General features: G+C 40.9%; 21 protein-coding genes and 1 riboswitch. Of the genes, 11 read left to right on the top strand and 10 right to left on the bottom strand.

Annotation, left to right across the window (positions count from 1 at the left end):
• Positions 1-9: 9 nt before the first annotated feature.
• From argF to ACW0TQ_RS01345, 3 genes are all read left to right on the top strand, one after another.
• The gene (gene argF, locus ACW0TQ_RS01355; RefSeq protein WP_042532058.1) at positions 10-969 is read left to right on the top strand and encodes an ornithine carbamoyltransferase; all 960 of its coding nucleotides are present in this window, start codon (positions 10-12) and stop codon (positions 967-969) included.
• 458 nt (positions 970-1,427) lie between these two features.
• A complete protein-coding gene (locus ACW0TQ_RS01350) occupies positions 1,428-2,948 on the top strand; it encodes a BCCT family transporter (RefSeq protein ID WP_193063996.1) in 1,521 nt (506 codons plus the stop codon).
• Between the two features lie 42 nt (positions 2,949-2,990).
• Positions 2,991-3,374, top strand: coding sequence for a hypothetical protein (locus ACW0TQ_RS01345; protein WP_052484982.1), 384 nt, complete (start codon positions 2,991-2,993; stop codon positions 3,372-3,374).
• Positions 3,375-3,420: 46 nt separating this feature from the next.
• Here the strand turns inward: ACW0TQ_RS01345 and thrB are convergent, their stop codons facing one another.
• From thrB to ACW0TQ_RS01330, 3 genes are read right to left on the bottom strand one after another with little or no spacing between them, the layout of a single operon-like run.
• Entirely contained in the window at positions 3,421-4,296 is an 876-nt protein-coding gene (gene thrB / locus ACW0TQ_RS01340; RefSeq protein ID WP_193063995.1) for a homoserine kinase, read from the bottom strand.
• Positions 4,293-5,354, bottom strand: coding sequence for a threonine synthase (gene thrC / locus ACW0TQ_RS01335; RefSeq protein ID WP_042532064.1), 1,062 nt, complete (start codon positions 5,352-5,354; stop codon positions 4,293-4,295). The genes thrB and thrC overlap by 4 nt, the downstream gene beginning before the upstream one ends.
• Position 5,355: 1 nt before the next feature.
• Positions 5,356-6,651, bottom strand: coding sequence for a homoserine dehydrogenase (locus tag ACW0TQ_RS01330; RefSeq protein WP_455725272.1), 1,296 nt, complete (start codon positions 6,649-6,651; stop codon positions 5,356-5,358).
• Positions 6,652-6,890: 239 nt separating this feature from the next.
• On the opposite strand from ACW0TQ_RS01330, the gene ACW0TQ_RS01325 reads away from it, so the two are divergent.
• Positions 6,891-7,091 carry a hypothetical protein gene (locus ACW0TQ_RS01325; RefSeq protein ID WP_042532067.1) on the top strand — a complete coding sequence of 67 codons (201 nt, stop codon included), beginning with the start codon at positions 6,891-6,893 and terminating at the stop codon, positions 7,089-7,091.
• Between the two features lie 122 nt (positions 7,092-7,213).
• Here the strand turns inward: ACW0TQ_RS01325 and ACW0TQ_RS01320 are convergent, their stop codons facing one another.
• Positions 7,214-8,383, bottom strand: a complete 1,170-nt coding sequence (locus ACW0TQ_RS01320; protein WP_212928607.1) for an MFS transporter — start codon at positions 8,381-8,383, stop codon at positions 7,214-7,216.
• 270 nt (positions 8,384-8,653) lie between these two features.
• On the opposite strand from ACW0TQ_RS01320, the gene ACW0TQ_RS01315 reads away from it, so the two are divergent.
• Both ACW0TQ_RS01315 and ACW0TQ_RS01310 read left to right on the top strand, forming a co-directional pair.
• Entirely contained in the window at positions 8,654-9,475 is an 822-nt protein-coding gene (locus tag ACW0TQ_RS01315) for a squalene/phytoene synthase family protein (protein ID WP_042532071.1), read from the top strand.
• Between the two features lie 322 nt (positions 9,476-9,797).
• The gene (locus ACW0TQ_RS01310; protein WP_042532072.1) at positions 9,798-11,354 is read left to right on the top strand and encodes a BCCT family transporter; all 1,557 of its coding nucleotides are present in this window, start codon (positions 9,798-9,800) and stop codon (positions 11,352-11,354) included.
• 78 nt (positions 11,355-11,432) lie between these two features.
• On the opposite strand, the gene ACW0TQ_RS01305 is transcribed toward ACW0TQ_RS01310, so the two are convergent.
• From ACW0TQ_RS01305 to thiW, 5 genes are all read right to left on the bottom strand, one after another.
• The gene (locus ACW0TQ_RS01305) at positions 11,433-12,230 is read right to left on the bottom strand and encodes a hypothetical protein (protein WP_084612918.1); all 798 of its coding nucleotides are present in this window, start codon (positions 12,228-12,230) and stop codon (positions 11,433-11,435) included.
• Between the two features lie 119 nt (positions 12,231-12,349).
• Positions 12,350-12,970 (bottom strand): thiamine phosphate synthase, encoded by a 621-nt coding sequence (gene thiE / locus ACW0TQ_RS01300; protein ID WP_212928608.1) that lies wholly within the window; start codon positions 12,968-12,970, stop codon positions 12,350-12,352.
• Positions 12,960-13,745, bottom strand: a complete 786-nt coding sequence (gene thiM / locus ACW0TQ_RS01295) for a hydroxyethylthiazole kinase (protein ID WP_042532076.1) — start codon at positions 13,743-13,745, stop codon at positions 12,960-12,962. The genes thiE and thiM overlap by 11 nt, the downstream gene beginning before the upstream one ends.
• The gene (gene thiD / locus ACW0TQ_RS01290; RefSeq protein ID WP_368901512.1) at positions 13,735-14,556 is read right to left on the bottom strand and encodes a bifunctional hydroxymethylpyrimidine kinase/phosphomethylpyrimidine kinase; all 822 of its coding nucleotides are present in this window, start codon (positions 14,554-14,556) and stop codon (positions 13,735-13,737) included. Before thiD ends, thiM begins: the two co-directional genes overlap by 11 nt.
• 33 nt (positions 14,557-14,589) lie before the next feature.
• Positions 14,590-15,054, bottom strand: coding sequence for an energy coupling factor transporter S component ThiW (thiW, locus tag ACW0TQ_RS01285; protein ID WP_276325313.1), 465 nt, complete (start codon positions 15,052-15,054; stop codon positions 14,590-14,592).
• 134 nt (positions 15,055-15,188) lie between these two features.
• A riboswitch (TPP riboswitch) is annotated at positions 15,189-15,302 on the bottom strand.
• A gap of 113 nt (positions 15,303-15,415) precedes the next feature.
• Between thiW and ACW0TQ_RS01280 the strand changes: the two genes are divergently transcribed.
• The 3 genes from ACW0TQ_RS01280 (at position 15,416) to ACW0TQ_RS01270 (ending at position 18,132) form a co-directional block, all read left to right on the top strand.
• Positions 15,416-16,468 carry a LytTR family transcriptional regulator DNA-binding domain-containing protein gene (locus ACW0TQ_RS01280; RefSeq protein ID WP_042532081.1) on the top strand — a complete coding sequence of 351 codons (1,053 nt, stop codon included), beginning with the start codon at positions 15,416-15,418 and terminating at the stop codon, positions 16,466-16,468.
• A gap of 111 nt (positions 16,469-16,579) precedes the next feature.
• Positions 16,580-17,428: an ABC transporter ATP-binding protein gene (locus ACW0TQ_RS01275; RefSeq protein ID WP_042532083.1), complete on the top strand. Its 849-nt coding sequence runs from the start codon at positions 16,580-16,582 to the stop codon at positions 17,426-17,428.
• Positions 17,425-18,132 (top strand): ABC transporter permease, encoded by a 708-nt coding sequence (locus ACW0TQ_RS01270; RefSeq protein ID WP_368901511.1) that lies wholly within the window; start codon positions 17,425-17,427, stop codon positions 18,130-18,132. Before ACW0TQ_RS01275 ends, ACW0TQ_RS01270 begins: the two co-directional genes overlap by 4 nt.
• A gap of 162 nt (positions 18,133-18,294) precedes the next feature.
• Here ACW0TQ_RS01270 and ACW0TQ_RS01265 read toward each other — a convergent pair whose 3' ends face one another.
• Complete coding sequence (locus ACW0TQ_RS01265) at positions 18,295-20,157, bottom strand: beta-glucoside-specific PTS transporter subunit IIABC (protein WP_368901507.1); 1,863 nt, start codon at positions 20,155-20,157, stop codon at positions 18,295-18,297.
• A gap of 454 nt (positions 20,158-20,611) precedes the next feature.
• Here ACW0TQ_RS01265 and ACW0TQ_RS01260 point away from each other — a divergent pair, with 454 nt between their 5' ends.
• Both ACW0TQ_RS01260 and ACW0TQ_RS01255 read left to right on the top strand, forming a co-directional pair.
• Positions 20,612-21,136, top strand: coding sequence for a GNAT family N-acetyltransferase (locus ACW0TQ_RS01260; RefSeq protein WP_256705724.1), 525 nt, complete (start codon positions 20,612-20,614; stop codon positions 21,134-21,136).
• 171 nt (positions 21,137-21,307) lie between these two features.
• Complete coding sequence (locus ACW0TQ_RS01255; protein ID WP_256705725.1) at positions 21,308-21,739, top strand: DUF2569 family protein; 432 nt, start codon at positions 21,308-21,310, stop codon at positions 21,737-21,739.
• Positions 21,740-21,798 lie beyond the last annotated feature (59 nt).

Below are 21,798 nucleotides of genomic sequence, written 5' to 3'. Positions count from 1 at the left end.
TGTACGTGAATGACAACAAATCAAATCCAATTTCAGCAGCAGGAGTTAAAAGGAAGAGACTTTCTGACACTTGCTGATTATACAAAAGATGAAATCGACTATTTGATCGAATTAGCAGATTATCAAAAGAAGCAAAGTAAAGAAGGGATTATTTTTGAACCCTTGAAGGGGAAAACGTTAGGAATGATTTTTGAAAAGGCTTCGACAAGAACGCGTGTATCCTTTGAAACAGGTATCTATCAGCTGGGCGGTTTAGGTATTTTCTTAAGCTCCAAGGATATACAGATTGGCAGGGGAGAAACGATTGCAGATACAGCACAGGTGCTTTCAGGCTATTTGGATGGAATTATGATCCGTACCTATAATCAGGATGATGTGGTGGAGCTGGCGAAGTATGCAAGTATCCCTGTCATCAATGGATTGACAGACCTTTATCACCCATGTCAGGTATTAGCAGATTTACAGACTATCAAAGAGGTGAAAGGTGTGCTGCAGGGACAGAAACTGGTTTATATCGGTGATGGTAATAATATGGCGCATTCTTTAATGATTGGTGCTGCAAAAATGGGCATGCATATTGTTACAGTAACACCAGATGATTATAAGCCGGAGGAGCAGGTTACGGAAAAAGCGAAACAATTTGCTTCTGAACACAGTGCAACGATTGAATGGAGTAATGATCCAGCCGAGGCTGTGAAAAATGCAGATGTCGTTTATACAGATGTATGGGCAAGCATGGGGCAGGAAGCGGAGCAAACAAAGCGTGAGCAGGACTTTCAGCAGTTTCAGGTAAATGAAGCACTTCTTGCCAATGCAAAAGCAGATGTCACCTTTATGCATTGCCTGCCAGCTCATCGGGGAGAAGAGGTATCTGCAGGAGTGATTGATGGGAAGCATTCTGTTGTCTTCCTGCAGTCCGAAAACCGCCTGCATGCACAAAAAGCTTTGATGACAGCGTTAATGGGATAAATATAGAAGAAATAATGAAGCGGGAAAGTCAGTAAGACAGACTTTCCTGTTTTTTTATTTCTAAATACTTTTTGAATATCCTCTTTTAGAAATTTTTCCTCCCTTCGATTACAAGGATGATACGATTAATGGCCGCTTATCTTCGCTGTAAAACCGCTTTTTAAACTACTTGCATCTGCACAGTCTTTGGGTATGGATTCGAAGAAAAATCTACCTTATCTACACTAAGGGAAGTTGTTTTTAAAACAGGTATTATTCACTAATTACATTGGAATTTCAGCATAGCTTGGAACACGGTAATTCTCTATTAATTGCTGTTTTCAAACCGTCTCCCGGGAGGGCTTCTTATAATAAAAGATTTAATAAGAAGGAGATATACAAAGGTTTGATAGTATAGCGACCCGGGTAATAGTTAGAATACTTGTACATAAAAACAAATAAATAGAAGAGGTGTAGGCATGAAAAGTGTAACAAGCGTGTTTTGGTACGCTTTAGCTTTATGTATTATTGTAGTTCTTTGGGGCTCCTTTGCTCCTGTTAATTTAGAAGGGGTTACATTAGAGATTACTACGTTTATCTCTGAAAAATTTGGTTGGTATTACTTATTATTAGTCATGTTAACGCTGGTATTATGTGTGTATCTTATTTTTTCACGATATGGAAATATTAAATTAGGGAAAGAACATGATAAACCTGAGTTTAGTTTATTATCATGGTTTACTATGCTGTTTAGTGCAGGAATGGGGATGGGATTAGTATTTTGGACAACTTCCGAACCAATTTCCCATGCTTTTATCAGTTCTCCTGGAGCAGAACTGGGCTCAGAGCAAGCGCTTAACGACAGCTTAAAATATGCTTTCTTTCATTGGGGGATGCATGCCTGGGCAGTATATGGCATGGTGGCACTGGTATTAGCATACTTTAAATTCCATAAAGACACCCCGGGACTCATTAGCGCTACATTAGTCCCGCTGTTCGGCAAGAAAGCAATGCAAGGTCTTCCAGGAAAAATCATAGATACCCTGGCTGTATTTGCTACTGTCGTTGGTGTTGCTGCGACCTTAGGATTTGGATCTGCGCAAATTAATGGCGGGCTATCCTATTTATTTGGTACACCTGGAACTTTTCCGGTGCAGCTGCTTATTTTAGTCATAGCAACTGTCCTGTTTATTGTTTCAGCCTGGTCCGGGATTGGCAGAGGAATAAAATACTTAAGTAATTTTAATATGGGTCTGGCATTTGTATTATTACTCCTGCTATTTATCATTGGACCTACCTTATACATTCTTAACATGTTCACACATACATTAGGAAGCTATGTATCAGACTTTTTTGAGATGAGTCTGCGAATGGCTCCTCAAAATGCAGAACAGAGAGGCTGGATTAATGATTGGACGATCTTTTATTGGGCATGGTGGATTTCTTGGTCGCCATTTGTAGGCATCTTTATTGCCCGTATTTCTAAAGGGAGAACGATCAAGGAATTTATGCTGGGCGTGTTATTTGTTCCCGCTATTGTCTGTTTTATTTTCTTTACTGTTTTCGGTGCTTCCGCTTTAAACTTGGAGCAGAATGGAATTGCTAAAATATCAGAATTTGCATTGGAAACTTCCACGTTTGGAGTTTTAAATGAATATCCTTTAGGGATGTTGATGTCTATCATTACTATAATTGTAGTAGCCGTCTTCTTTATTACATCTGCTGACTCGGCTACGTTTGTACTGGGAATGTTAAGTACGGGAGGAACTATTAATCCGCGCAATTCTGTTAAAATTATGTGGGGGCTGATGCAATCAGCTGTTGCAGCAATTATTGTTTACTTCGGCGGGACGCAAGGTCTGCAAAATATGCTGATTATTGCGGCGCTTCCGTTCTCCATCGTAGTTATCCTCATGGGTGTTTCATTTTTTAAATCGGCCCACCGGGAACAAGGTTACTGGAAAAAGCAAACGAAAAAGAAAGAAGGCCAGGGGTTTTAGATGACTGGATAAAGGAAATAAAAAAGAGGAGGAGGAGATAAAATGACAAGAACATTACAAATCATTGGTCTGCTGTGTATACTATTTATTGTCAGTGCTTGTCAAGCTGATACAGAGCAGGAAGTAAATAATAATGCTGATGAGAATCAAGAGACGACAGAAGAGAATGAATCAGATACCGGCACTTCCGCTGATAATAATACAGACACCTCCTATGAATATGAAGAGCAGGAAGTCATTGGCGGACAGATTGATGAGGGAGACTATGATGTGGTTGTCGAAACAGATAATAAAGGAACGCGTGTAATGTTTTATGAAATCGATGGAGAGAAATACTATAAAACCATCTTTGTCAAAGACGATAACCGCTTAAAAATCATTGATATTCAAAATGATAATGGTCTGATCTATAATGAAACCATATAAAAAATGTGCAAGCGTCTCCCATCTGCGCTTGCACATTTTTACTATTTTAAGAAATCGAAACCCCTTTTGTATCAATCTCTAAAACCTTTACTTGATACCCTTCAAGTTGTTTTGCCATCGTTTCTTTCACTGTTTCCCCATTTCCTTTTGCTACAAAAGAAAGCATGGTTGGTCCGGCGCCGCTTAAAGCTGTACCAAATGCTCCAAGCTCTTTCGCTTTTTCACGAATAGCATCAAAATTAGGTATGAGTGTTTTACGAAAAGGCTCGTGAAATAAATCGTTCTCGAGCATTTTCCCAAACAATGGATAATCCTTGGAATAGAGTGCAGCAACAACCAGGTTGCTCATTGCACTAGCTCTTGCTGCATAGTTACGTTCATATGTATCTGGCAGACAATCTCTGGCAACTTCTGTTTTCAGCTCTACTTCTGGTATATACGCAATTAAATCTAATTCAATATCATGAAGCCGGACAGAAGGAATATCATTATCGAGCATAGTAGAAATCGTTAATCCTCCAAATAAAGCCGGGGCAATATTATCAGGATGCCCTTCGATTTCTGTCCCAAATGCTAATTTCTGTTCATTTGTTAACTGCAGGTTTCCCAGCTGATTAGCCAGTTCAATTCCTGCAACAATCGCAGAAGCACTGCTGCCCAAACCTCTGGCCAGCGGTATTTCACTGACCTCCTGCACCTTGCAGGGAGGCAAGGCAGTCCCGTATCGTGCAGCTACCTGCTCTGTAATGTTCCAAATAAAATGATTTTCTTGGGGTTTTTCAGAGCCGTGTGCGAAAAATGCATGATGATCAGAAGTTTCTACGTCCAAATGAATATACAGACCTAATGCAAGGCCCATGGAATCAAAACCAGGGCCAAGATTAGCACTGCTTGCCGGTACAGAGATGCGAAACGGCATCATGACGTAATCATCTTCTCTAAATATTCAAGGATAGCCGTTTCGTCATTTGGCAGGGATACAGGGTCGATGGTCAGCTGGTCAATAGCTGTTTGCGGATCTTTTAAGCCATTGCCTGTCAATACAGCTACAACCTTGCTTCCCTGTGGAATTTTACCTGCTTTTACCTGTTGGATAACGCCAGCAATGGAAGCCGCTGAGCCCGGTTCTGCAAATACACCTTCTTTACGCGGAAGAAGCTTAAATGCAGATACAATTTCATCATCTGTGACAGAACCAATCATTCCGCCTGATTCTTCTCTTGCCTGAACTGCTAAATCCCAGCTCGCCGGGTTACCAATTCGAATGGCTGTTGCTACCGTTTCCGGATCTTCAACTACTTCATCTCTGACAATAGCTGCTGCACCTTCAGCTTCAAAACCAAACATTTTTGGAAGGGCTGTACCTTTGGATGCATTAAATTCTTTAAAACCTTTCCAGTAGGCACTGATATTTCCAGCGTTGCCGACCGGGATTGCTAAGATGTCAGGAGCTTCTCCAAGCTGCTCACAAACTTCAAAGGCTGCTGTTTTTTGTCCTTCCAAACGATATGGATTCACAGAGTTTACTAGAGTAATAGGCGATTTCTCGCTGATTTTACGAACCAGCTGCAGCGCTTGGTCAAAATTGCCTTCAATTTCTACGATTTCTGCTCCATACATGACAGCCTGAGCCAGCTTTCCAAGCGCAATCTTTCCTTTAGGGATAACGATAATCGCCCGCAGACCTGCACGAGCGGCATAAGCTGCTGCCGATGCAGAGGTATTTCCGGTAGAAGCACAAATAACAGAGTTACTGCCTTCTTCTATGGCTTTGGCAACAGCCATGACCATGCCGCGGTCTTTGAATGAGCCGGTCGGGTTTAAGCCTTCAAACTTCCCGTATAATTCAATTCCCAATTCCTTTGACAGATTTGGAAAATGATAAAGTGGTGTATTTCCTTCTGATAATGATAAAGCGGGTGTTTTATCTGTGACAGGAAGTAAGTCACGATATTCTTCAATTAACCCTTTCCAAGCCATCTTACGCATCTCCTTCTACTTTGTAATAGCTTTTTATCTCGTTTACTGCATCAAATGATTTTAATTGATTCAGTACTTCTTCAAAATGAGAGTATGGTGTATCATGTGTAACCAGCACAATCTCTGCAGAATCTTTTTCATCCACAGGTGTCTGTAAAATACGCTGGAAGCTGATATCCTGTTCATGGAAAATCGATGAGATTTCTGAGAATACCCCCGTTTTGTCCTCCACGCATAGGCGCACATAATATTGACCATGCTGTTTCTCTTTTGGACGCAATGTTTTTGGAAACTGCATGTCATTTAACTGCTTTCCTGACACGCCTAAACGCATCGCTTTGATAGCTGCGATAACATCGGATAGAATAGCAGTCGCTGTCGGGAGGCTGCCGGCGCCCGGGCCATAGAACATGGTCTCCCCAACTGCTTCACCATACACGTATACTGCATTATATTCATTTTTTACGCTTGCCAGCGGATGATTTTTCGCCAGCAGGGTAGGTTCGACACTTACTTCTAATTCATGGTCGAAAAAGTTTGCAAATCCGATAAGCTTCATAGTATATCCCAACTGTGCAGCATAACGAAGATCTTTTAATTCAATGCCATGGATACCTTCTACCTCCACGTCCTGCAAATCAACAGGTGTAGAGAATGCCAGCCGGCCAAGTATAGCCATTTTTCGGGCTGTATCTAAGCCTTCTACATCAGATGTCGGATCTGCTTCAGCAAAACCGAGCTGCTGTGCATCTGCAAGTGCATCCTCATAGCTTACGCCTTCTTCGTCCATTTTTGTCAGGATATAGTTTGTTGTTCCATTGACAATCCCCATAATTTTTTGAATATGATCAGAGGATAAACCCTCGTTAATTCCGCGAAGGATAGGAATGCCACCGGCAACACTGGCTTCATAATAAAAATCACAATTATTTTTTACTGCAGCCGCCTGTAACTCAGGACCATGAACAGCCACTAAGTCTTTGTTAGCTGAAACAACATGTTTTTTATTGGAAAAGGCCTTTAAAATATGTTCCTTTGTATGATCAATACCGCCCATTACTTCAATAACAAGATCGATATTCGGGTTTTCCAGAACATCATCGGGGTTGGTTGTTAAAAGGCTTTGATCCACATCAATATTCCGAGCCTTTTCGATATTACGCACAAGTACTTTATCCACTTCGACTTTACAGCCTAATTGATGGGCTAATTTTTCCTGATGATCTTCAATCAAGTGAATAACTCCTGATCCAACGACACCAAGACCTAATAAACCTACTGAAACCTTCTCTTCCATCTTACCACCTCTACGCTTCCTATTGTATATTGAATTTATTTAAACATGAAAAAGAGAGTAAGGCAATAGCGAATTTTTAGAAAAGATAAGCGTTTATATATGTAACCGTTTTCTTAAAGCGGAATAATCAGCGATTTAAAAAATCGTCACATTTTAGAATGGTTTTAACGGAATGAATCCAGCGGCTGTGCCATTTTTGCTATTTTTTCATATAAATAGATAAAAAGGGGATGAGAACTGTGCGAATTTATCATCTCGGAGCATTATTTATTATTTTCTTAAGCCTGGGTGTAAGTATTGGCTATAGTATCGGGAAAACAGAGATTTTTGCGCTGGCTGGGTTTATTTTAGGAGTGTTTCCTATTGTGATATACAGACGAACTATTATAAAGAAGGAAAAGAGCTCATGTGGTGAGAAAGATAAACAAACGTATTCCTGAGGCAGCTGTTGTTTTCCGTTAAAAATATAGCGTGTGGGCAGAAAGGAACCCCTCTGAAAACTGAAAAAAAGAAGCTTTCAGAGGGGTTCATATATAACAGCAAAGCTTTACAAAGGAAGAAACTATTCAGATTCAGCTGTAACCTGCGGACGTTTATATCCCTTTAGGGCAATCAAAGCAGTAAACAGACCTAATAAAACGATTGCTCCGCCGACATAGGCATTCTTATCTACACTGGCCTGTTCAATGACGATGCTTCCAACAAAGGATCCGACTGCAATACCCAGATGTAAAGCAGAGTTATTTAGGCTGACCAGGATGCTCGAATTTTGTGGAGAGGTCTCAATCAAATAGCTTTGAACCGGTGGAGAGACTGCCCAGCTGAGCATTCCCCATAGAATAAGCACGACAAGGAATAATACCACATGGAATGATGAAGCAGGGATAATTATAATCGTAGCTACAAATAAACCAATGGCAGCAAGAATGGTTCGTTTTGGTCCAAATAAATCGGATAATGTGCCGCCTGTACCACCGCCGCTGACAGCAGAAATACCAAAAATCAGATAAATGGCGCTTAACCAGATGCCGTCCAATTCCATAAAATCCTTTACAAATGGATTCAAGTAGCCGTATAACGCAGTATGCCCAGCTAACACAAAGAACGTAGTCAGCAGGATAAAAAGAATTTTTGGGTTGCGAATCATTTTTAGCTGTGTTGTTATCGGCAAGGGCTTTTCCGAAGAAGGAACACGCTGCATAAACAAATAAACACATATAATAGAAGCAACTGTTAAGAGAGCAATAAGTACAAACGGCGCCCGCCAGCCAAATGATTCACCGAGTATTAAACCAAATGGAATTCCGAAAACCAGAGATCCGCTTACTCCCATACTTACGGTGCCGATAGCCCGACCGCGGTAAGCAGGCTTCACAATCGAGGACGCCATCATTGTACAAAGTACAATTAATAAGGAAGCACTTGCTGCGGAAATAATTCTGCTAATAAAAATCATCGTATAGTTCAAACTAAAAACAGCTAGTATATTTCCCAGCAAAAAGATGAATAAAGAAATAATCGTCAGCTTTTTCCGTTCCACAGAAGCTGTTAAATAAAGTAAAATAGGAGAGGAAACAGCAAAAACCAGAGAGAAAATCGTAATCAAAAGTCCTGCCTTTCCTAAGGATACGTCTAAGTCTGTTGCGACTAAATCGAGAATGCCGCCAATAATTAATTCAACCATTCCGACAACGAATGAAATGGTCATTAACAAATACACACCTTTATTCATAAAACAACACGCCTTATCTATAATTATCTTGGATTAGTTATGATTGTCTAAACAAACACTTTCAGCATCTATACTTATTGCGAAGAAAAGCAAAAACTCCCACGGAATGAATTTTCGTTTTACAAAACACTATTTATTATCTTAGCTTAAAAGGAACAGATAGCACAAGAATTTTATGTGAAAATTAATGAGAATTCAACACTTTTAAGGAAAAAAAGAAACTTGTTTGTTATACTGGTATTAACCGCATGAAATAAGGAGGAGTTTTGGGTGAGCAGCAAAGCAACATTAGAAAAAGATGCAATGAAGGTTTTAAAACAGACGAGCAGAACATTTTATATCCCCATTAAACTGTTGAACAAAACGTTGCGGAAAACAGTTGGTTCAGCTTACCTCTGCATGCGCGCTGTGGATGAGATAGAAGATCACGAGGAAATGGATGCAGAAGTAAAGCAGCACTTATTAATGGAGACAAGCCGTTTGTTGAAGGAACCTGTGTTTCCGCGTGGAGCTTATGAGCAGTTGGTAGCTCCTCATGAAAAGGAACTTCCAGAGGTGACATTGCGCCTGCCGGACTGGATTGATTTTTGCCCCGATGATATCGAGCAGAAAGTAAAAGATTCAACCAGTGAAATGGCAGAGGGGATGGCCAAGTGGACAAGGAAAGAATGGAATGTACAGACAAAAGAAGATTTAGATGAATATACATATTATGTAGCCGGTCTTGTCGGCGTAATGCTGTCTGATATATGGAATTGGTATGATGGGACCGAAACAGATCGTGACTTGGCTATTGGCTACGGTCGTGGATTACAGGCTGTGAATATATTACGGAATGTGGACGAGGACGCAGAACGAGGAGTCGGATTCTTTCCGGATGACTGGTCCAAAAAAGAAATGTTTGCTTACGCTGAAGCGAATTTGCAAAAAGCAGATCAATATATGACGCAAATTACTACGAAAAATATCCTGCTTTTCTGCCGTATTCCACTGGCACTTGCGCATAAAACATTAAATGCTCTGAAAACCGGGAAAGAAAAAATGTCCAGAGATGAAGTGGAAGAAACCGTTGATAAAATTATTAATTCGTAAGACTTGAAAAAATAAATAAAAATTATCAGAAGAAAATCTCGCTATATTCCGCGAGATTTTTTTATTTTGGGGACTGAGAAGGGTTTAATAATGTTTAATAAGGGAAATACTTCTATATTCAAAGTAATTCGCTGAATAGGTCTTTAAAATGCGGGTTGTGTTGTAGGAAGCACGTAACTATAATAGAAAGATATGTGCTAATAAAACACGTGAGAGGATAAAAGCGTGTCAAGGATTTTACGGAAAAGCTGCTTTTATCCCCAGGTCTATCCATGATATATAAATGTAAGGATAGGCGCTTACACAAAACAGGAGGTAAAATGTGAAGTCAGGAAAAGGAAAAGGTTTAGATTGGCCAGTTTTTTATATCAGTGGAGGATTTTTAGTAGTATTTATTATCCTGTCGCTGATCAACAGTGATATGGTGGATAATGCAGTAAATACCCTATTTAATTTGTCTGCTGATTGGTTTGGAGCTTATTGGCAAATACTCTTATTCCTTAATTTCGCTATCGGTTTAGGATTGGCGATATCAAAGTATGGAAAAGTAAGATTAGGAAAACAGGATAAACCTAAATACAGCTATTTTGGCTGGGTTAGTATGATATTAGTTACCTTGCTGGCTGCAGGCGGTGTCTTCTGGGCAGCTGCCGAGCCAATGTATCATTATATGGATACCCCGCCGCTTTTTGGCGGAGGACAATTTAACTTTATTGAAGGGGCATTTGCTCAAGCATTTATGCATTGGGGATTCCTTGCATGGGCAATTCTTGGTACCTTAGCTGTTATCGTTATGATGTATGTCCATTATCAAAAAGGCTATCCATTAAAGCCGCGTGGATTATTATATCCTATTTTTGGAGAGAAGATTTTTGAAAAAAGTGTTATCGGTACGGCTGCAGATGTCGTATCTATTATTGCAACAGCAGCAGGAACATTGGGCCCGCTCGGGTTCTTGGGGCTGCAGATTTCTTATGGTTTAAATCATTTATTTGATGTTCCGAACACATTGACAATGAGCATTGTAGTAGTGGTCGCTCTGGTTGCGGTAGCAGCAATTTCGGCAGCGACTGGAGTAGATAGAGGAATTTATCATTTAAGTAACTGGAATGTCCAATTTACCATTCTTCTTGGCGTTATTGTTCTTATTATTGGACCTACTGCATTTATAATTGATGGATTTGTCGGCGGAACGGGTGTGCATATTCAAAATATGTTCGAGATGATGTTCTACCGAGGAGACGGCGAATGGCTGTCAGGCTGGACACTCTTTTTCTGGGCATGGTTTATTGGCTATGCGCCAATGCTTATTGTCTTTATCAGCCGGATTTCCAGAGGAAGAACGATTCGGGAGCTGGTTATTGCAGTATCAGTGGCAGCCCCGCTTGTAACGAATTTCTGGTTCTCCATTGTTGGCGGAACAGGTATTTTCTTTGAAATGCAGGATGAAGGTTCTGTTTCTACTGCATTAGCAGAGGGCGGTATGCCGGCAGCTGTGATGGCAATTACCGATCAGCTTCCGCTTGGCACCGTAATGGGCGTTGCATTCTTGCTGGTATCGATTGTATTTGTTGCTACAACAGCCGATACCATGTCTTATACCGTTGCAGCTACACTATCGGGCCATGATAATCCGAAGCGCTGGTTACGGGTATGCTGGGCTGTGCTTTTTGGAGCATTTACAGCAGCTATTCTTTCCATTGGGGAAGACAGTATTACATCGATTCAAAACTCGATTGTTATATCTGCTGTACCGGTATCGTTACTGATACTGCCGCCTCTTTGGAACGCGCCGAAAATTGCAAAGAAAATGGCGCTGGAGCAAGGGCTGATCTGGCAGCGTGAAATGCGTAAAAAAGAAGATAAAAAATATAAATAAAGAAATGAAAAAAATGGACAGCGAAGGCAATGCTCTTCTGCTGTCCATTTTTTTCATTATATACGGATGTTATCATCCTTACATACATTGGAAGGATTCAATGCTATTTAAGTCCATCCCAAAGTAAACCCAGCGGAACCCGTTCCAGCGAAATCCGGCAATCGAGTTTCTTCCTAAGAACGTCGGGAAGGCCCAAAATCCTCTGCCATGATTTGGCCAAATATAGGTGAAGCGGAACATGCAATGTCTGATACCGCCAGGGTCGACTGCGAATGTCTGCACCTGTTGTTTTTGCGGCACAAAATTAGGCGGCGGACCCATCGGAGGCTGGCTGTTCATCCCGCCCATTCCTGCCGGTGCAGGCTGCTGCCCTTGAGGTCCTTCATTTCCTCCGTTCTCAGGGAAATTTGGGAAGGATGGAGCTGGCGGCCAATTAGGAAAGGCCCCTCCATTCCCATTGTTATTTGGAGGTTCAGGGAACATATCTATCATTTGTTCCATCATCCCCTCAGGGAAATTTGCTCCATTTCCATTTGGTGCACCAGGAAAAAAGCCGCCGATTCGCTCCGGCGATGAATGATGCTCCTGCTCATATGGAGGCACCATATGGTTCGCAGGCTGCTGCTGTTCATATGGAGCCGCCATAGGATTAGCAGACTGCTGATGATCGTATTGAGGCGGCATAGAATTAGCAGAATACGGTTCTGCCTGATAGCCGCCCTCTCCGCCAGATTTTCCGTCCGGTCTGCCGGTAAAAGCTCCATTGGAATAGTCATGCTGCGGCGCTGGCTGAAAATAATTATTTAACATCTGTCCGGGCAGGTTATTTTGTCTGTTTTCCTGCCCGTTTGGATGCTGTGGTTGAAAATGATTCATAATTTTCCTCCTCTATTAGGCTGATGTTCCCTAATAGCATATGAGGTATCTGCGTTATTTGCGCTTCATTATAGGCAGAATGGGCGCCATTAGCAGATAATAAATATGGAGGGTGCCCGTTATAACTTATCTGCAGCTTCCTTAATATCATCGGCCTCTGTAACAGCAGTAATAAAGGAAACACCGTCAGCACCTGCTTCTATGGCAGAATGGGCATTTTCTGTCTGAATGCCTCCAATTGCCACGATTGGTATATCTGGAAATTGAGCGCGGATGGTATGAATCCACTCCAGTCCGACCGTTTGTTTTGAATCCTCTTTTGTAGACGTTGTAAAAATAGGACCGACACCAATATAATCCACCAGCTCAAGCGGACTCCGATCCAGTTCCTCCTGTGTGGAGATGGATAAGCCAATGATTTTATCTGAAAACCTGGTGCGAACTTCTTTGACAGGCATATCATCCTGTCCGACATGTATCCCATCCACCTCCAATTCCTCCGCAAGCTCAATATCGTCATTAATAAAGAATGGAACATCATGTGCGCGGCAACGTTCTCTAAGCTCCCTGCCAAGCTGAAGCTTTTTCTCTCCGCTCAATGATCCAGTCCCTTTTTCACGAAATTGAAATGCGGTAATACCGGCAGCAAGCGCTTCTTCTAAAACAGCGTTAGGGTCTCTATGACAGTTTTGACTTCCCATAATAAAATATTTTCTTAATAGCTCTCGATTAAAAATCATCTTCCAATCCTCCATTTAACTGCTTCGGTGTAAAGGATAAGGCATCAATAAAGCTTGGTAAAAAAGTTCCCGGACCATGTACATGCGGCAGTTTTGCTGCATGTTCAGCCGCCAGTCCGTAAAAGCTTAGTGCGGAGCTGAGCTGCTCTGAGACGGTGTAAGAAGTCGTCAGGCACGCGGCAGCAATAGACCCTAATAAGCACCCGGAACCAGTAATATTAGAAAGAAGCGGATGCCCTGTTTGATTATAAATTAGTTTTTGATCAGCATGGATAACGTCTGTTTTTCCAGTTATCACAATTGCAGTATCATATTTTCTGCCTGCTTGCTCTGCAATTTCATCTACATTTCCTTCGCCGACAGAATCTACTCCGCGTGATTGGATGTTTGCATCGACCAAGGAAGCAATCTCACCTGCATTTCCTTTGATAACTGTTGGACGTACCTCTTGTAGAATCTTTTCGACCATGTCTTTTCGAAAAGAGCTCGCAGCCACGCCAACGGGATCCAGAACAACAGGAATTCCTTTTTCATTAGCGGCTTTGCCTGCAGTAATCATTGCATCGGCTTCGCTTTCTAAAATGGTGCCGATGTTCAAGACAAGTGCATCGGAGGCCTTGGCCATATCTGTAGCTTCCCGTATTTCCTTTGCCATGACAGGACTGCCCCCAAAAGCCAGCAGTCCATTTGCATTAAAGTTCATGACGACCTGGTTGGTTAAATGATGAATAAGCGGTGTGTTGTTTCTGGCTTGCTGAATAATATCAGGATTCATGCGTAATCTTCCTTTCTGTGGTTTCCCGGATAGCCCAATGATTTGTCGGGCCGTTCCCTTTTCCAAGGTCAAAGGATTTCGAAATGGAAGCAGTCACAAATGCTTTTGCTTTTTTTACTGCTTCCGGAAGCGGACAGCCTTTCCCCAAATAAGCAGCAATCGCAGCGGCATAGGTACAGCCTGTTCCGTGCGTATTCTTCGTATCAATGCGTTCTGCAGCATAGCTATGCATTTTTTTCCCGTCATAAAGAAAATCGATTGCTTGTCCTTTTAAATGGCCGCCTTTTATTAAGGCTGCATCTACACCATATTCATGAACAAGGTATTCGGCTGCGCCTTTCATATCATCTTCAGTTGTAATGGATCGTCCAGTCAGGAATTCTGCCTCCGGAATATTCGGTGTTGCAACCGTTGTTAATGGAAGAAGGTATTGCCGTAAAAAGCTGCGGCCCTCTTCATCAATCAATGAGTCCCCGCTGGTAGCCACCATCACTGGGTCCATGACATAAGGTGCATCAACCTTCTCCAATTTTTTTACGATTAATTCCATCATCTGCTTACTTGCAATCATTCCTGTTTTCACAGCATGGATGGGCATATCTTCTAACACTGCATCCAGCTGGTCCTCAATCATGGAAAGCGGCATATGCTCTACAGAGCGGACCCCTGTCGTATTTTGAGCTACAACGGAAGTGATCACGGACATGCCATAGGTTTTTAACTCCTGAAATGTTTTTAAATCTGCTTGAATACCGGCGCCACCGCTAGGGTCTGTACCGGCAATGGTTAATGCACAACGAACCTGACTCATAATAAAAATCCTCCTTGGATAGAATAAAGTAAATTATTTTGTTAAAGAAAACTGCTGTGCCGGGAGACGGCTGACTAACAGCCAGCCAATCAATGCACCAGAGACACTGCTTACAACAAATGCCGGGATAAAGGCAAATGCTCCCGCAGAGCTTCCCATAAGCAGATTGGCTATCGGAACTGCAAAGAAAGAGCCGATAATTCCGGTGCCAATAATTTCTCCAAGAGCTGCCATTGGATATTTCTGCGTTTTCTTATACAATACCCCAGCAGCAAAAGCTCCAATCATTGCTCCAGGAAAAGCAACCAAGGTTCCCAGTCCTAAAAGGTTTCGGAGCAGGCTAATCATCAATGCGACAATAACTGCCGGACCCGGCCCGAGCATAATCCCGGCAATAACATTGATAGCGTGTTGAACAGGATAGGCTCTGGCAACTCCGGCAGGAAACCAGAGCAATTGTGATCCAATCGTTCCGATAGCAACAAGTACAGCCATCATTGTTAACAGGCGTGTGCGATTTTTCAATCCAATCATCTCCTTCTAATTTAAGGGAAATGAAAAGGTAACTACTTTGTAAAAATAAAAAATCAGGCTTTATCGAGAAGCCTGATTTGGTATACTGAGAGTAATCATATGTTGATTGACTACTTCCCTACGCTGGTATTAGCCAGATCAGGTTTGTAAGAGTCGGAAAGTAAGCATGCTTCCCTCTCAGCCCGCGATGTTGGGCTCCCCTAGTAGTTGCTTTTCATTATTATCTTTGAGTCTACTGTATCAAAGATTCAACGGTTTGTCATGAAATAATCATTAGACTGCAAGCTCATATAAAGGATGTTATCAATAGAAAGAGGAATGAAACATGTTAAGCATAAACGGAATGGAATATCGTCAGGGAGACCAGACCTTATTTCCGAAAATAGATATAGAAGTAAAACCTGGAGAAATAAAGGCAATTCAATCCACTGTTAATATACGTGCGGTGTTGCTGCAGATGATTATCGGAAAAGAAAATGTGCGGAATGGATCGATTCAAATCAAGCAACAGACATTACAGGAGGATAAGCAGAAATACGTTTCTTCTTTAGGGATTTGCTGGTATGAAGAGGGCATTTATGAAAGATTGAAGGTACAGGAATATTTGAAATTTATCGGCTCTTTATATCAAAGCAAGACTTCCATAAAGGAAGTACTATTGCAAATCCAACTGGAGGAAAAAGCGAAATGGAAGATGCATCAGCTCAATCGTTCTGAAAAGCGTCGTGTTCAGTTTGGCAGAATATTAATGCAGGAAGCGGAAGTGGTTATCTTCGAAGAGCCTGAGGTCAATGTAGATTTAGAAACGAAACGGGTCCTCCATCAATTTGTCGAATTGCTGCAGAAACAGCAAAAAGCGGTATTGATTTTAACGACAAGTACGGAGAGTGCTGTGACCATTTCGGATACGGTCTATCGTCTAAATGAGCAAGGGATACAGCAAATGGACGTGGAAACAGAGGAGAAAGAACGTTTAACCTCCACAGAAACAAATGTTAAAGAAACAGCAGAAGAAGCGGTTCAAATAAAGCAAACTTTCCAGTTAAATAAAATCTCCGCAAAAGTAGAGGATAAGATTATTTTATTTGATCCGCAGGAGATTGATTACATCGAAAGTCAGGAAGGACAATCCTATCTGTATACTCGCGGAGAGGGGTTTCCTACAGGTTTTACCTTAAAAGAATTGGAACAGCGCTTGTCTCATCAAGGATTCTTTCGCTGTCACCGTTCTTATATTGTGAATCTTCAAAAAATAAGAGAAGTAATTACATGGACGAGAAACAGCTACAGCTTATCTCTTGTAGATAAAAAAAGCTCTGAGGTTCCATTATCGAAATCAAAGTTGAACGAGCTGAAAGAATTATTGGGGGTAGAATAAGCATAATTCAATGTGATATATACTCCATTCGTCGAAAATATACTGCACCATTGTTGAAAAGAAGCTATTCTGTAGTCACAGGCAACTTAACTGATACAGGAGGTTTCAGGGATGGAGAATATGATTGAAGTGATATCTTTAGAGAAGATTTTTGGTAAAAAGCAAGCATTAAACAATGTTTCTTTTCAAGTGAAAAAGGGTGAAACATTTGGGTTTTTAGGTCCGAGCGGCTCTGGGAAAACAACAACTATAAAAATTTTAACTGGACAAATGAGGCCGACAGCAGGGACAGCGAAGGTCTTTGGAGAACCTGTTTCCAAATTAAATACACCGGAATATCGAAAACGCTTTGGGGTTGTGACGGATAATAGCGGTTTATACGCACGGCTGACTATTTATGATAACTTAAAGCTTTATGCAGATTTATATGGTACATCTTTACAGCGGATCGATGAGGCGCTGGAAGCAGTTAATTTAGGTTCGGAGAAAAAAACACAGGTTGCTAAGCTGTCTAAAGGAATGACACAGCGCGTATTATTGGCAAGAACACTTTTGCATAAGCCTGAGTTGTTATTTTTAGATGAGCCGACATCGGCATTGGATCCTGCGAATTCAAAACATATTCATAACGGTTTAAAAGAACTGAATCGACAGGGAACGACTATTTTTCTGACCACGCATGATATGGAGGAAGCAGATCATCTATGCAGCCAGGTAGCCTTTTTAAATAAAGGGGTTGTCCAGCTTTTAGACGAACCAAAACAGCTAAAAAAACAGTATCGGGAAGAGGTAATTGGACTCGAACTGAAAGATGGGCGAGAATTGGAGCTTCCACTTCAATCATCTAGTGCTGAGGAAATTCAACAATATATTTCCCGGGAAATGGTGGAGCGGATTTATACAAAAGAACCAACATTAGGAGATATCTTTGTTGAAGTAACAGGGAGGGAACTGGTATGACATTTTCTGTAAAACGATTTATGGCCATTTTTCAAAAGGATTTAAAAGATTTATATCGAAATATGTATGTTTCGTCTACTGCATTGATGCCGCTTATCTTTGCCGTCATATATGGTCGAATGGATAATGTAACGATAGAGATGCATTTGTTTGTCATCAGCATGTCGCTTGCTTTAGTTGGTACTTTCCTGCAGTGTGCGATGATAGCAGAAGAAAAAGAGAAAAACACGTTACGCGGTCTGATGCTTTCCCCGGCAACATTGACCGAAATATTGTCGGGAAAAAGTGCAGTAACGATTTTGATTACCGTGATTGTAACGGGTATCAGTATGTTTATTATGGATTTTTCTTTCTCCGGCAGAATCGGTTTAATGGCTGGAATTGTTCTGTCCTTGATTTTCTTTATTGCATTAGGTACATGGATGGGCTTAATTACTAGAAGTGTGTTAGAAGCATCTGTATATATCCTTCCTGTAATGTTTATATTTGGGATGGGAAATATGTTTATTATGTTTGCGGAGCAATATACTTTCTTGCAAATATTAGAATATACACCAGGACTCCAACTGCAGGAAATTGTAGAGTTGGAAGATGCAGGAGCTGGGTTTGGAGAGCTGTGGAAACCATTTGCCATTATTGGTGCATGGGCTGCGGCAATGGTAGTGTTGGCTGCCGTTACATTTAAGAAGCGAATGATGGATTAACCGGGTTATGAAAGATGAAGTAAATACGTTTTATTAAGAATAAAGTCATTTGAAGAGCGAGAGGAGCTTCATTAATGGCTTTTTCTTTTTATGATTGAAAAAAGCCTCCAAACTCCGGACCTTAAAGGAAGGCAGGAGTTTGGAGGCATAGCAGCTACTTACTTATACAATTGCCCGAATAAAATCATCATTCGCTTTTACTTCTACATCATCCGTTACAATAAGGTCTGTGAACTTATCTGTATTCGTGACAATAACTGGGGTTGTTACATCAAATCCTGCTTCTTTGATTTTTTCAATATCAAACCGGATCAGTGGATCCCCTTGTTTCACAGTGTCTCCTTGCTTTACCAGCGCTTCAAAGTGTTTTCCTTCTAGCTGTACCGTGTCTAAACCAACATGAATCAAGATTTCAGCCTGATGTTCCGATGTGATTCCAACAGCATGATGGGTTGGGAAAATAGCGGAAATCTCGCCATTCACTGGTGCAACAACTTCACCGACTGTCGGCTCGATAGCAGCTCCTTTGCCCATTGCTTCAGAGGAGAAGGCTGGATCGTTTACGTCACTTAAAGGTTTGACGATACCTGTTAATGGGCTTGCGATAGATTCTTGTTCGATTAATTGTTCTGTATTTTGTGTTGACTCTGTTTTTGCAGGTGTATCTTGCTCTTTTTCGTTGCCAGATGTTTTTTTATCTTTTACTTCAAACCCGAAAACTAATGTTAATACCAGTCCGATCGCAAATGCGATTAATGCTCCTACCAAATAGGTTCCAATAGGAGAGAATGCTGGTATCGATAAGAAACTAGGGAATGCAAATGCAACTGCTACAGAACCTAGCATACCATTGATGGCACCGCCAATAATACCGCCAGCGAGTAGATAAATAATGGTTTTACGATAGCGCAGGATGAGCCCGTAAAGAATTGGCTCTGTTACACCGCCTAGAGCACCAGGAAGCATAGTTGAACCGGCAAGTCCTTTTAATGTTCTATCCTTAGCACGGATCAGAATTCCAAGAGCGATACCAATTTGTGCAAAAACCGCCGTTCCAAACATCGGTGTTAACGGGTCTCCGCCAGTTGCCAGATTTTGAATGGAAATTGGCACAATCCCCCAGTGCAAGCCGAATAGCGTTAGGAAGGACCAAGCTCCACCTAAAACTGCCCCAGTTAATAATCCGCTTCGTTCAATAAGGAATTCGATACCTGCTGCAATACCGTCCCCTACATAAGTTCCGAATGGTCCGAAAATCAATACAGCTAGCGGAACAGCAATGGTTAATGACAGCATAGGAACTAAGAACATTTGTAAATCTTTATGAATAATCTTCCTTAGGCCTTTATCAAGTAAAGCATAAATTAAAATGGCAATAAAGATAGGAAATACCGTAGAAGAATAGTCTACTACAATGGCTGGTATTCCTAAAAAGGATGCATTACTGTCAATTAAACCAGTTAAATTAGGCTCTAATAATGCCGCCGCAATGGATGCGCCTACATAAGGGTTGGCGCCCAAACGCTTAGAGAGGGTAAAACCTATAAAAATAGGAAGAAAATAAAATATGGCGTTACCGGCAGCTGATAAAATCAAATAGGTGCTGCTTTCTTCACTGAGCACTCCAGTCATCGTTAGTACGATTAACAGCGCCTTCAACATACCTGCGCCGGCAAGTGCTCCTAATAAAGGAGAAAATGTTCCTGATATCACATCAAAAACCTGTGCTACCCAATTCGCTTTTTCGCCGCTGTCATTATTATCATCCTGCTTGTTTTCCACATTGGTATTTTTTGCAACTTCTTTATATACCTCGGATACATGCGGACCGATAACGACTTGGTATTGTCCGCCACTCTGGACAACGCTGAGTATTCCGTCCATTTCCTCAAGTACCTGCTTGTTTGCTTTCTTGTTATCTCTGAGTTGAAATCTTAATCGTGTGGCACAGTGGACGACATTTTTAATATTCTTATCGCCGCCGACGTTTTCCACGATGTCTTTTGCCAGTTTTTCGTAACCCATTTGTATTCCTCCTTGTATATTTTAGAATGTAACGTTCGTTAAAAAGCTGCGTAAATCTTATATAGTTTGGACGTCTTCCCCTGCTTCTATGTGAAAGGTAAGTTATATCCAATAAAAAAACCTGACAAAATAAAGTACACGAATCGTGCTTTATCTTGTCAGGTTATGCCCTCTAAAGGTTACATTCCTTTAAATCATGTATGCGGTTTTAATTTTTATAACATTGACAATATATCAAAGAAGGAAAAAGAAGTCAACTGTTTGAATTGGGGAATTGTGCAGGTATATTTAGGGTGCGGCAGTACGTTTTGGGAATTTTTATATAAAAGGAAGCAATTATTGTTAGAGAATAAATAAAAAGATGTATAATTTAAAATAAAAGATACATTTTGTCTTCTCAGTGCTTAGAAAGCTGTCGAAGAGAATGTAAAAATAATAAAAGCAGGTGCCTGTCATGAATATAGAAATGAGAAATGGAACGCTCGAGGATGTTGAAGGTATGATGCAAATAATTAATCGTGCCAGAAATAAACTGGCTGCATCCGGATCACCACAGTGGTCTGATGAAGATACACCGAAAGAGGAAGACATAAGGAAAGAGGTAGAAAAAGGAAATAATTATCTTTTTACGATAAATAAGCAGATTATCGGTACAGCAATCATAACGAATGAAGAAGAGCCGGCTTATTCCTCCATAAGATATGGGGATTGGGATACATCACAGGAGGATAACTATGCAACCATTCATAAATTCGCTATTAACCCTGACATTAATGGGAAGGGCTACGGGAAAATGTTTATGAAGCTGCTGCTGTTTATGTGTGAAGAAAAGGGTATCAAGGAAATCCGGATCGATACACATCCAAAAAATCGGGCAATGCAGCATGTTATTCTGTCTGCGGGGTTTAAGTTCAAGGGAATCATCCAGCTTCCTTTTGAGAATGGAGAGAGGTATGCGTACCAATTATTTTTAACGTGATATAAATCGATATTTTTATCGAGAAGAACCATCCGTAAAACTCTCCCTGAGTGAAGTTTCGTTTTATAGAAAACACATACCAAAGGAAGGATGGATAAGAAAATCTAAAAAGAGTTGAGCAGTCTAATACACAGTTGAAGGAATATCCTGAATTTGCTATATTTATTTTAATTGAGCAAAGAAGGGGACGTAGCAGGGGAAGAAAAAAAGGAAGAACATCAGTCAGCATTTCAAACTGATTCTCGTTATGCAATCGTTGCAGGATGGCTTATTATTCCGGCAATTATGATTTTGTTCAGTATCATTTCGGTAGTATTACTTGTCATCGCTGTCAATCCTGCTTCTTTAGGGACTTACAGTTTAGTTGTATACATAACAAGCATCATTCTGTTTTTCTTTTATCTATTTATCATTTATATATGGATCAAAAGGAAACAAATATTACCAAAGCTAATGATAACAGCTTATAGTATCAATATTTTATCGAACATACCTGCTATATTTGTAGAAGGAGAAATGCCCGGGGGCGCTATCTTAATTAACCTTATTTGGATTGGCTATTTTATCAGATCTAAACGAGTCAAGGCAACGTTTACCCAATGATGTGATTTTAGCAGCAAAGCGTGCATAGAATGTCCGCTTTGCTGCTAGAATGTTATGGT

Source organism: Oceanobacillus sp. M60 (genome assembly GCF_053839645.1).
Note: the sequence above shows the minus strand (reverse complement) of the source record. Positions and strands in the feature narration are given on the sequence as shown.

Excerpts from the sequence above, each read along its gene's own strand:
- argF (WP_042532058.1), top strand. The coding sequence starts at position 10 with ATGACAACAAATCAAATCCAATTTCAGCAGCAGGAGTTAAAAGGAAGA.
- ACW0TQ_RS01350 (WP_193063996.1), top strand. The coding sequence starts at position 1,428 with ATGAAAAGTGTAACAAGCGTGTTTTGGTACGCTTTAGCTTTATGTATT.
- ACW0TQ_RS01345 (WP_052484982.1), top strand. The coding sequence starts at position 2,991 with ATGACAAGAACATTACAAATCATTGGTCTGCTGTGTATACTATTTATT.
- thrB (WP_193063995.1), bottom strand. The coding sequence starts at position 4,296 with ATGATGCCGTTTCGCATCTCTGTACCGGCAAGCAGTGCTAATCTTGGC.
- thrC (WP_042532064.1), bottom strand. The coding sequence starts at position 5,354 with ATGGCTTGGAAAGGGTTAATTGAAGAATATCGTGACTTACTTCCTGTC.
- ACW0TQ_RS01330 (WP_455725272.1), bottom strand. The coding sequence starts at position 6,651 with ATGGAAGAGAAGGTTTCAGTAGGTTTATTAGGTCTTGGTGTCGTTGGA.
- ACW0TQ_RS01320 (WP_212928607.1), bottom strand. The coding sequence starts at position 8,383 with ATGAATAAAGGTGTGTATTTGTTAATGACCATTTCATTCGTTGTCGGA.
- ACW0TQ_RS01305 (WP_084612918.1), bottom strand. The coding sequence starts at position 12,230 with ATGAATCATTTTCAACCACAGCATCCAAACGGGCAGGAAAACAGACAA.
- thiE (WP_212928608.1), bottom strand. The coding sequence starts at position 12,970 with ATGATTTTTAATCGAGAGCTATTAAGAAAATATTTTATTATGGGAAGT.
- thiM (WP_042532076.1), bottom strand. The coding sequence starts at position 13,745 with ATGAATCCTGATATTATTCAGCAAGCCAGAAACAACACACCGCTTATT.
- thiD (WP_368901512.1), bottom strand. The coding sequence starts at position 14,556 with ATGAGTCAGGTTCGTTGTGCATTAACCATTGCCGGTACAGACCCTAGC.
- thiW (WP_276325313.1), bottom strand. The coding sequence starts at position 15,054 with ATGATGGCTGTACTTGTTGCTATCGGAACGATTGGATCACAATTGCTC.
- ACW0TQ_RS01280 (WP_042532081.1), top strand. The coding sequence starts at position 15,416 with ATGTTAAGCATAAACGGAATGGAATATCGTCAGGGAGACCAGACCTTA.
- ACW0TQ_RS01275 (WP_042532083.1), top strand. The coding sequence starts at position 16,580 with ATGGAGAATATGATTGAAGTGATATCTTTAGAGAAGATTTTTGGTAAA.
- ACW0TQ_RS01270 (WP_368901511.1), top strand. The coding sequence starts at position 17,425 with ATGACATTTTCTGTAAAACGATTTATGGCCATTTTTCAAAAGGATTTA.
- ACW0TQ_RS01265 (WP_368901507.1), bottom strand. The coding sequence starts at position 20,157 with ATGGGTTACGAAAAACTGGCAAAAGACATCGTGGAAAACGTCGGCGGC.
- ACW0TQ_RS01260 (WP_256705724.1), top strand. The coding sequence starts at position 20,612 with ATGAATATAGAAATGAGAAATGGAACGCTCGAGGATGTTGAAGGTATG.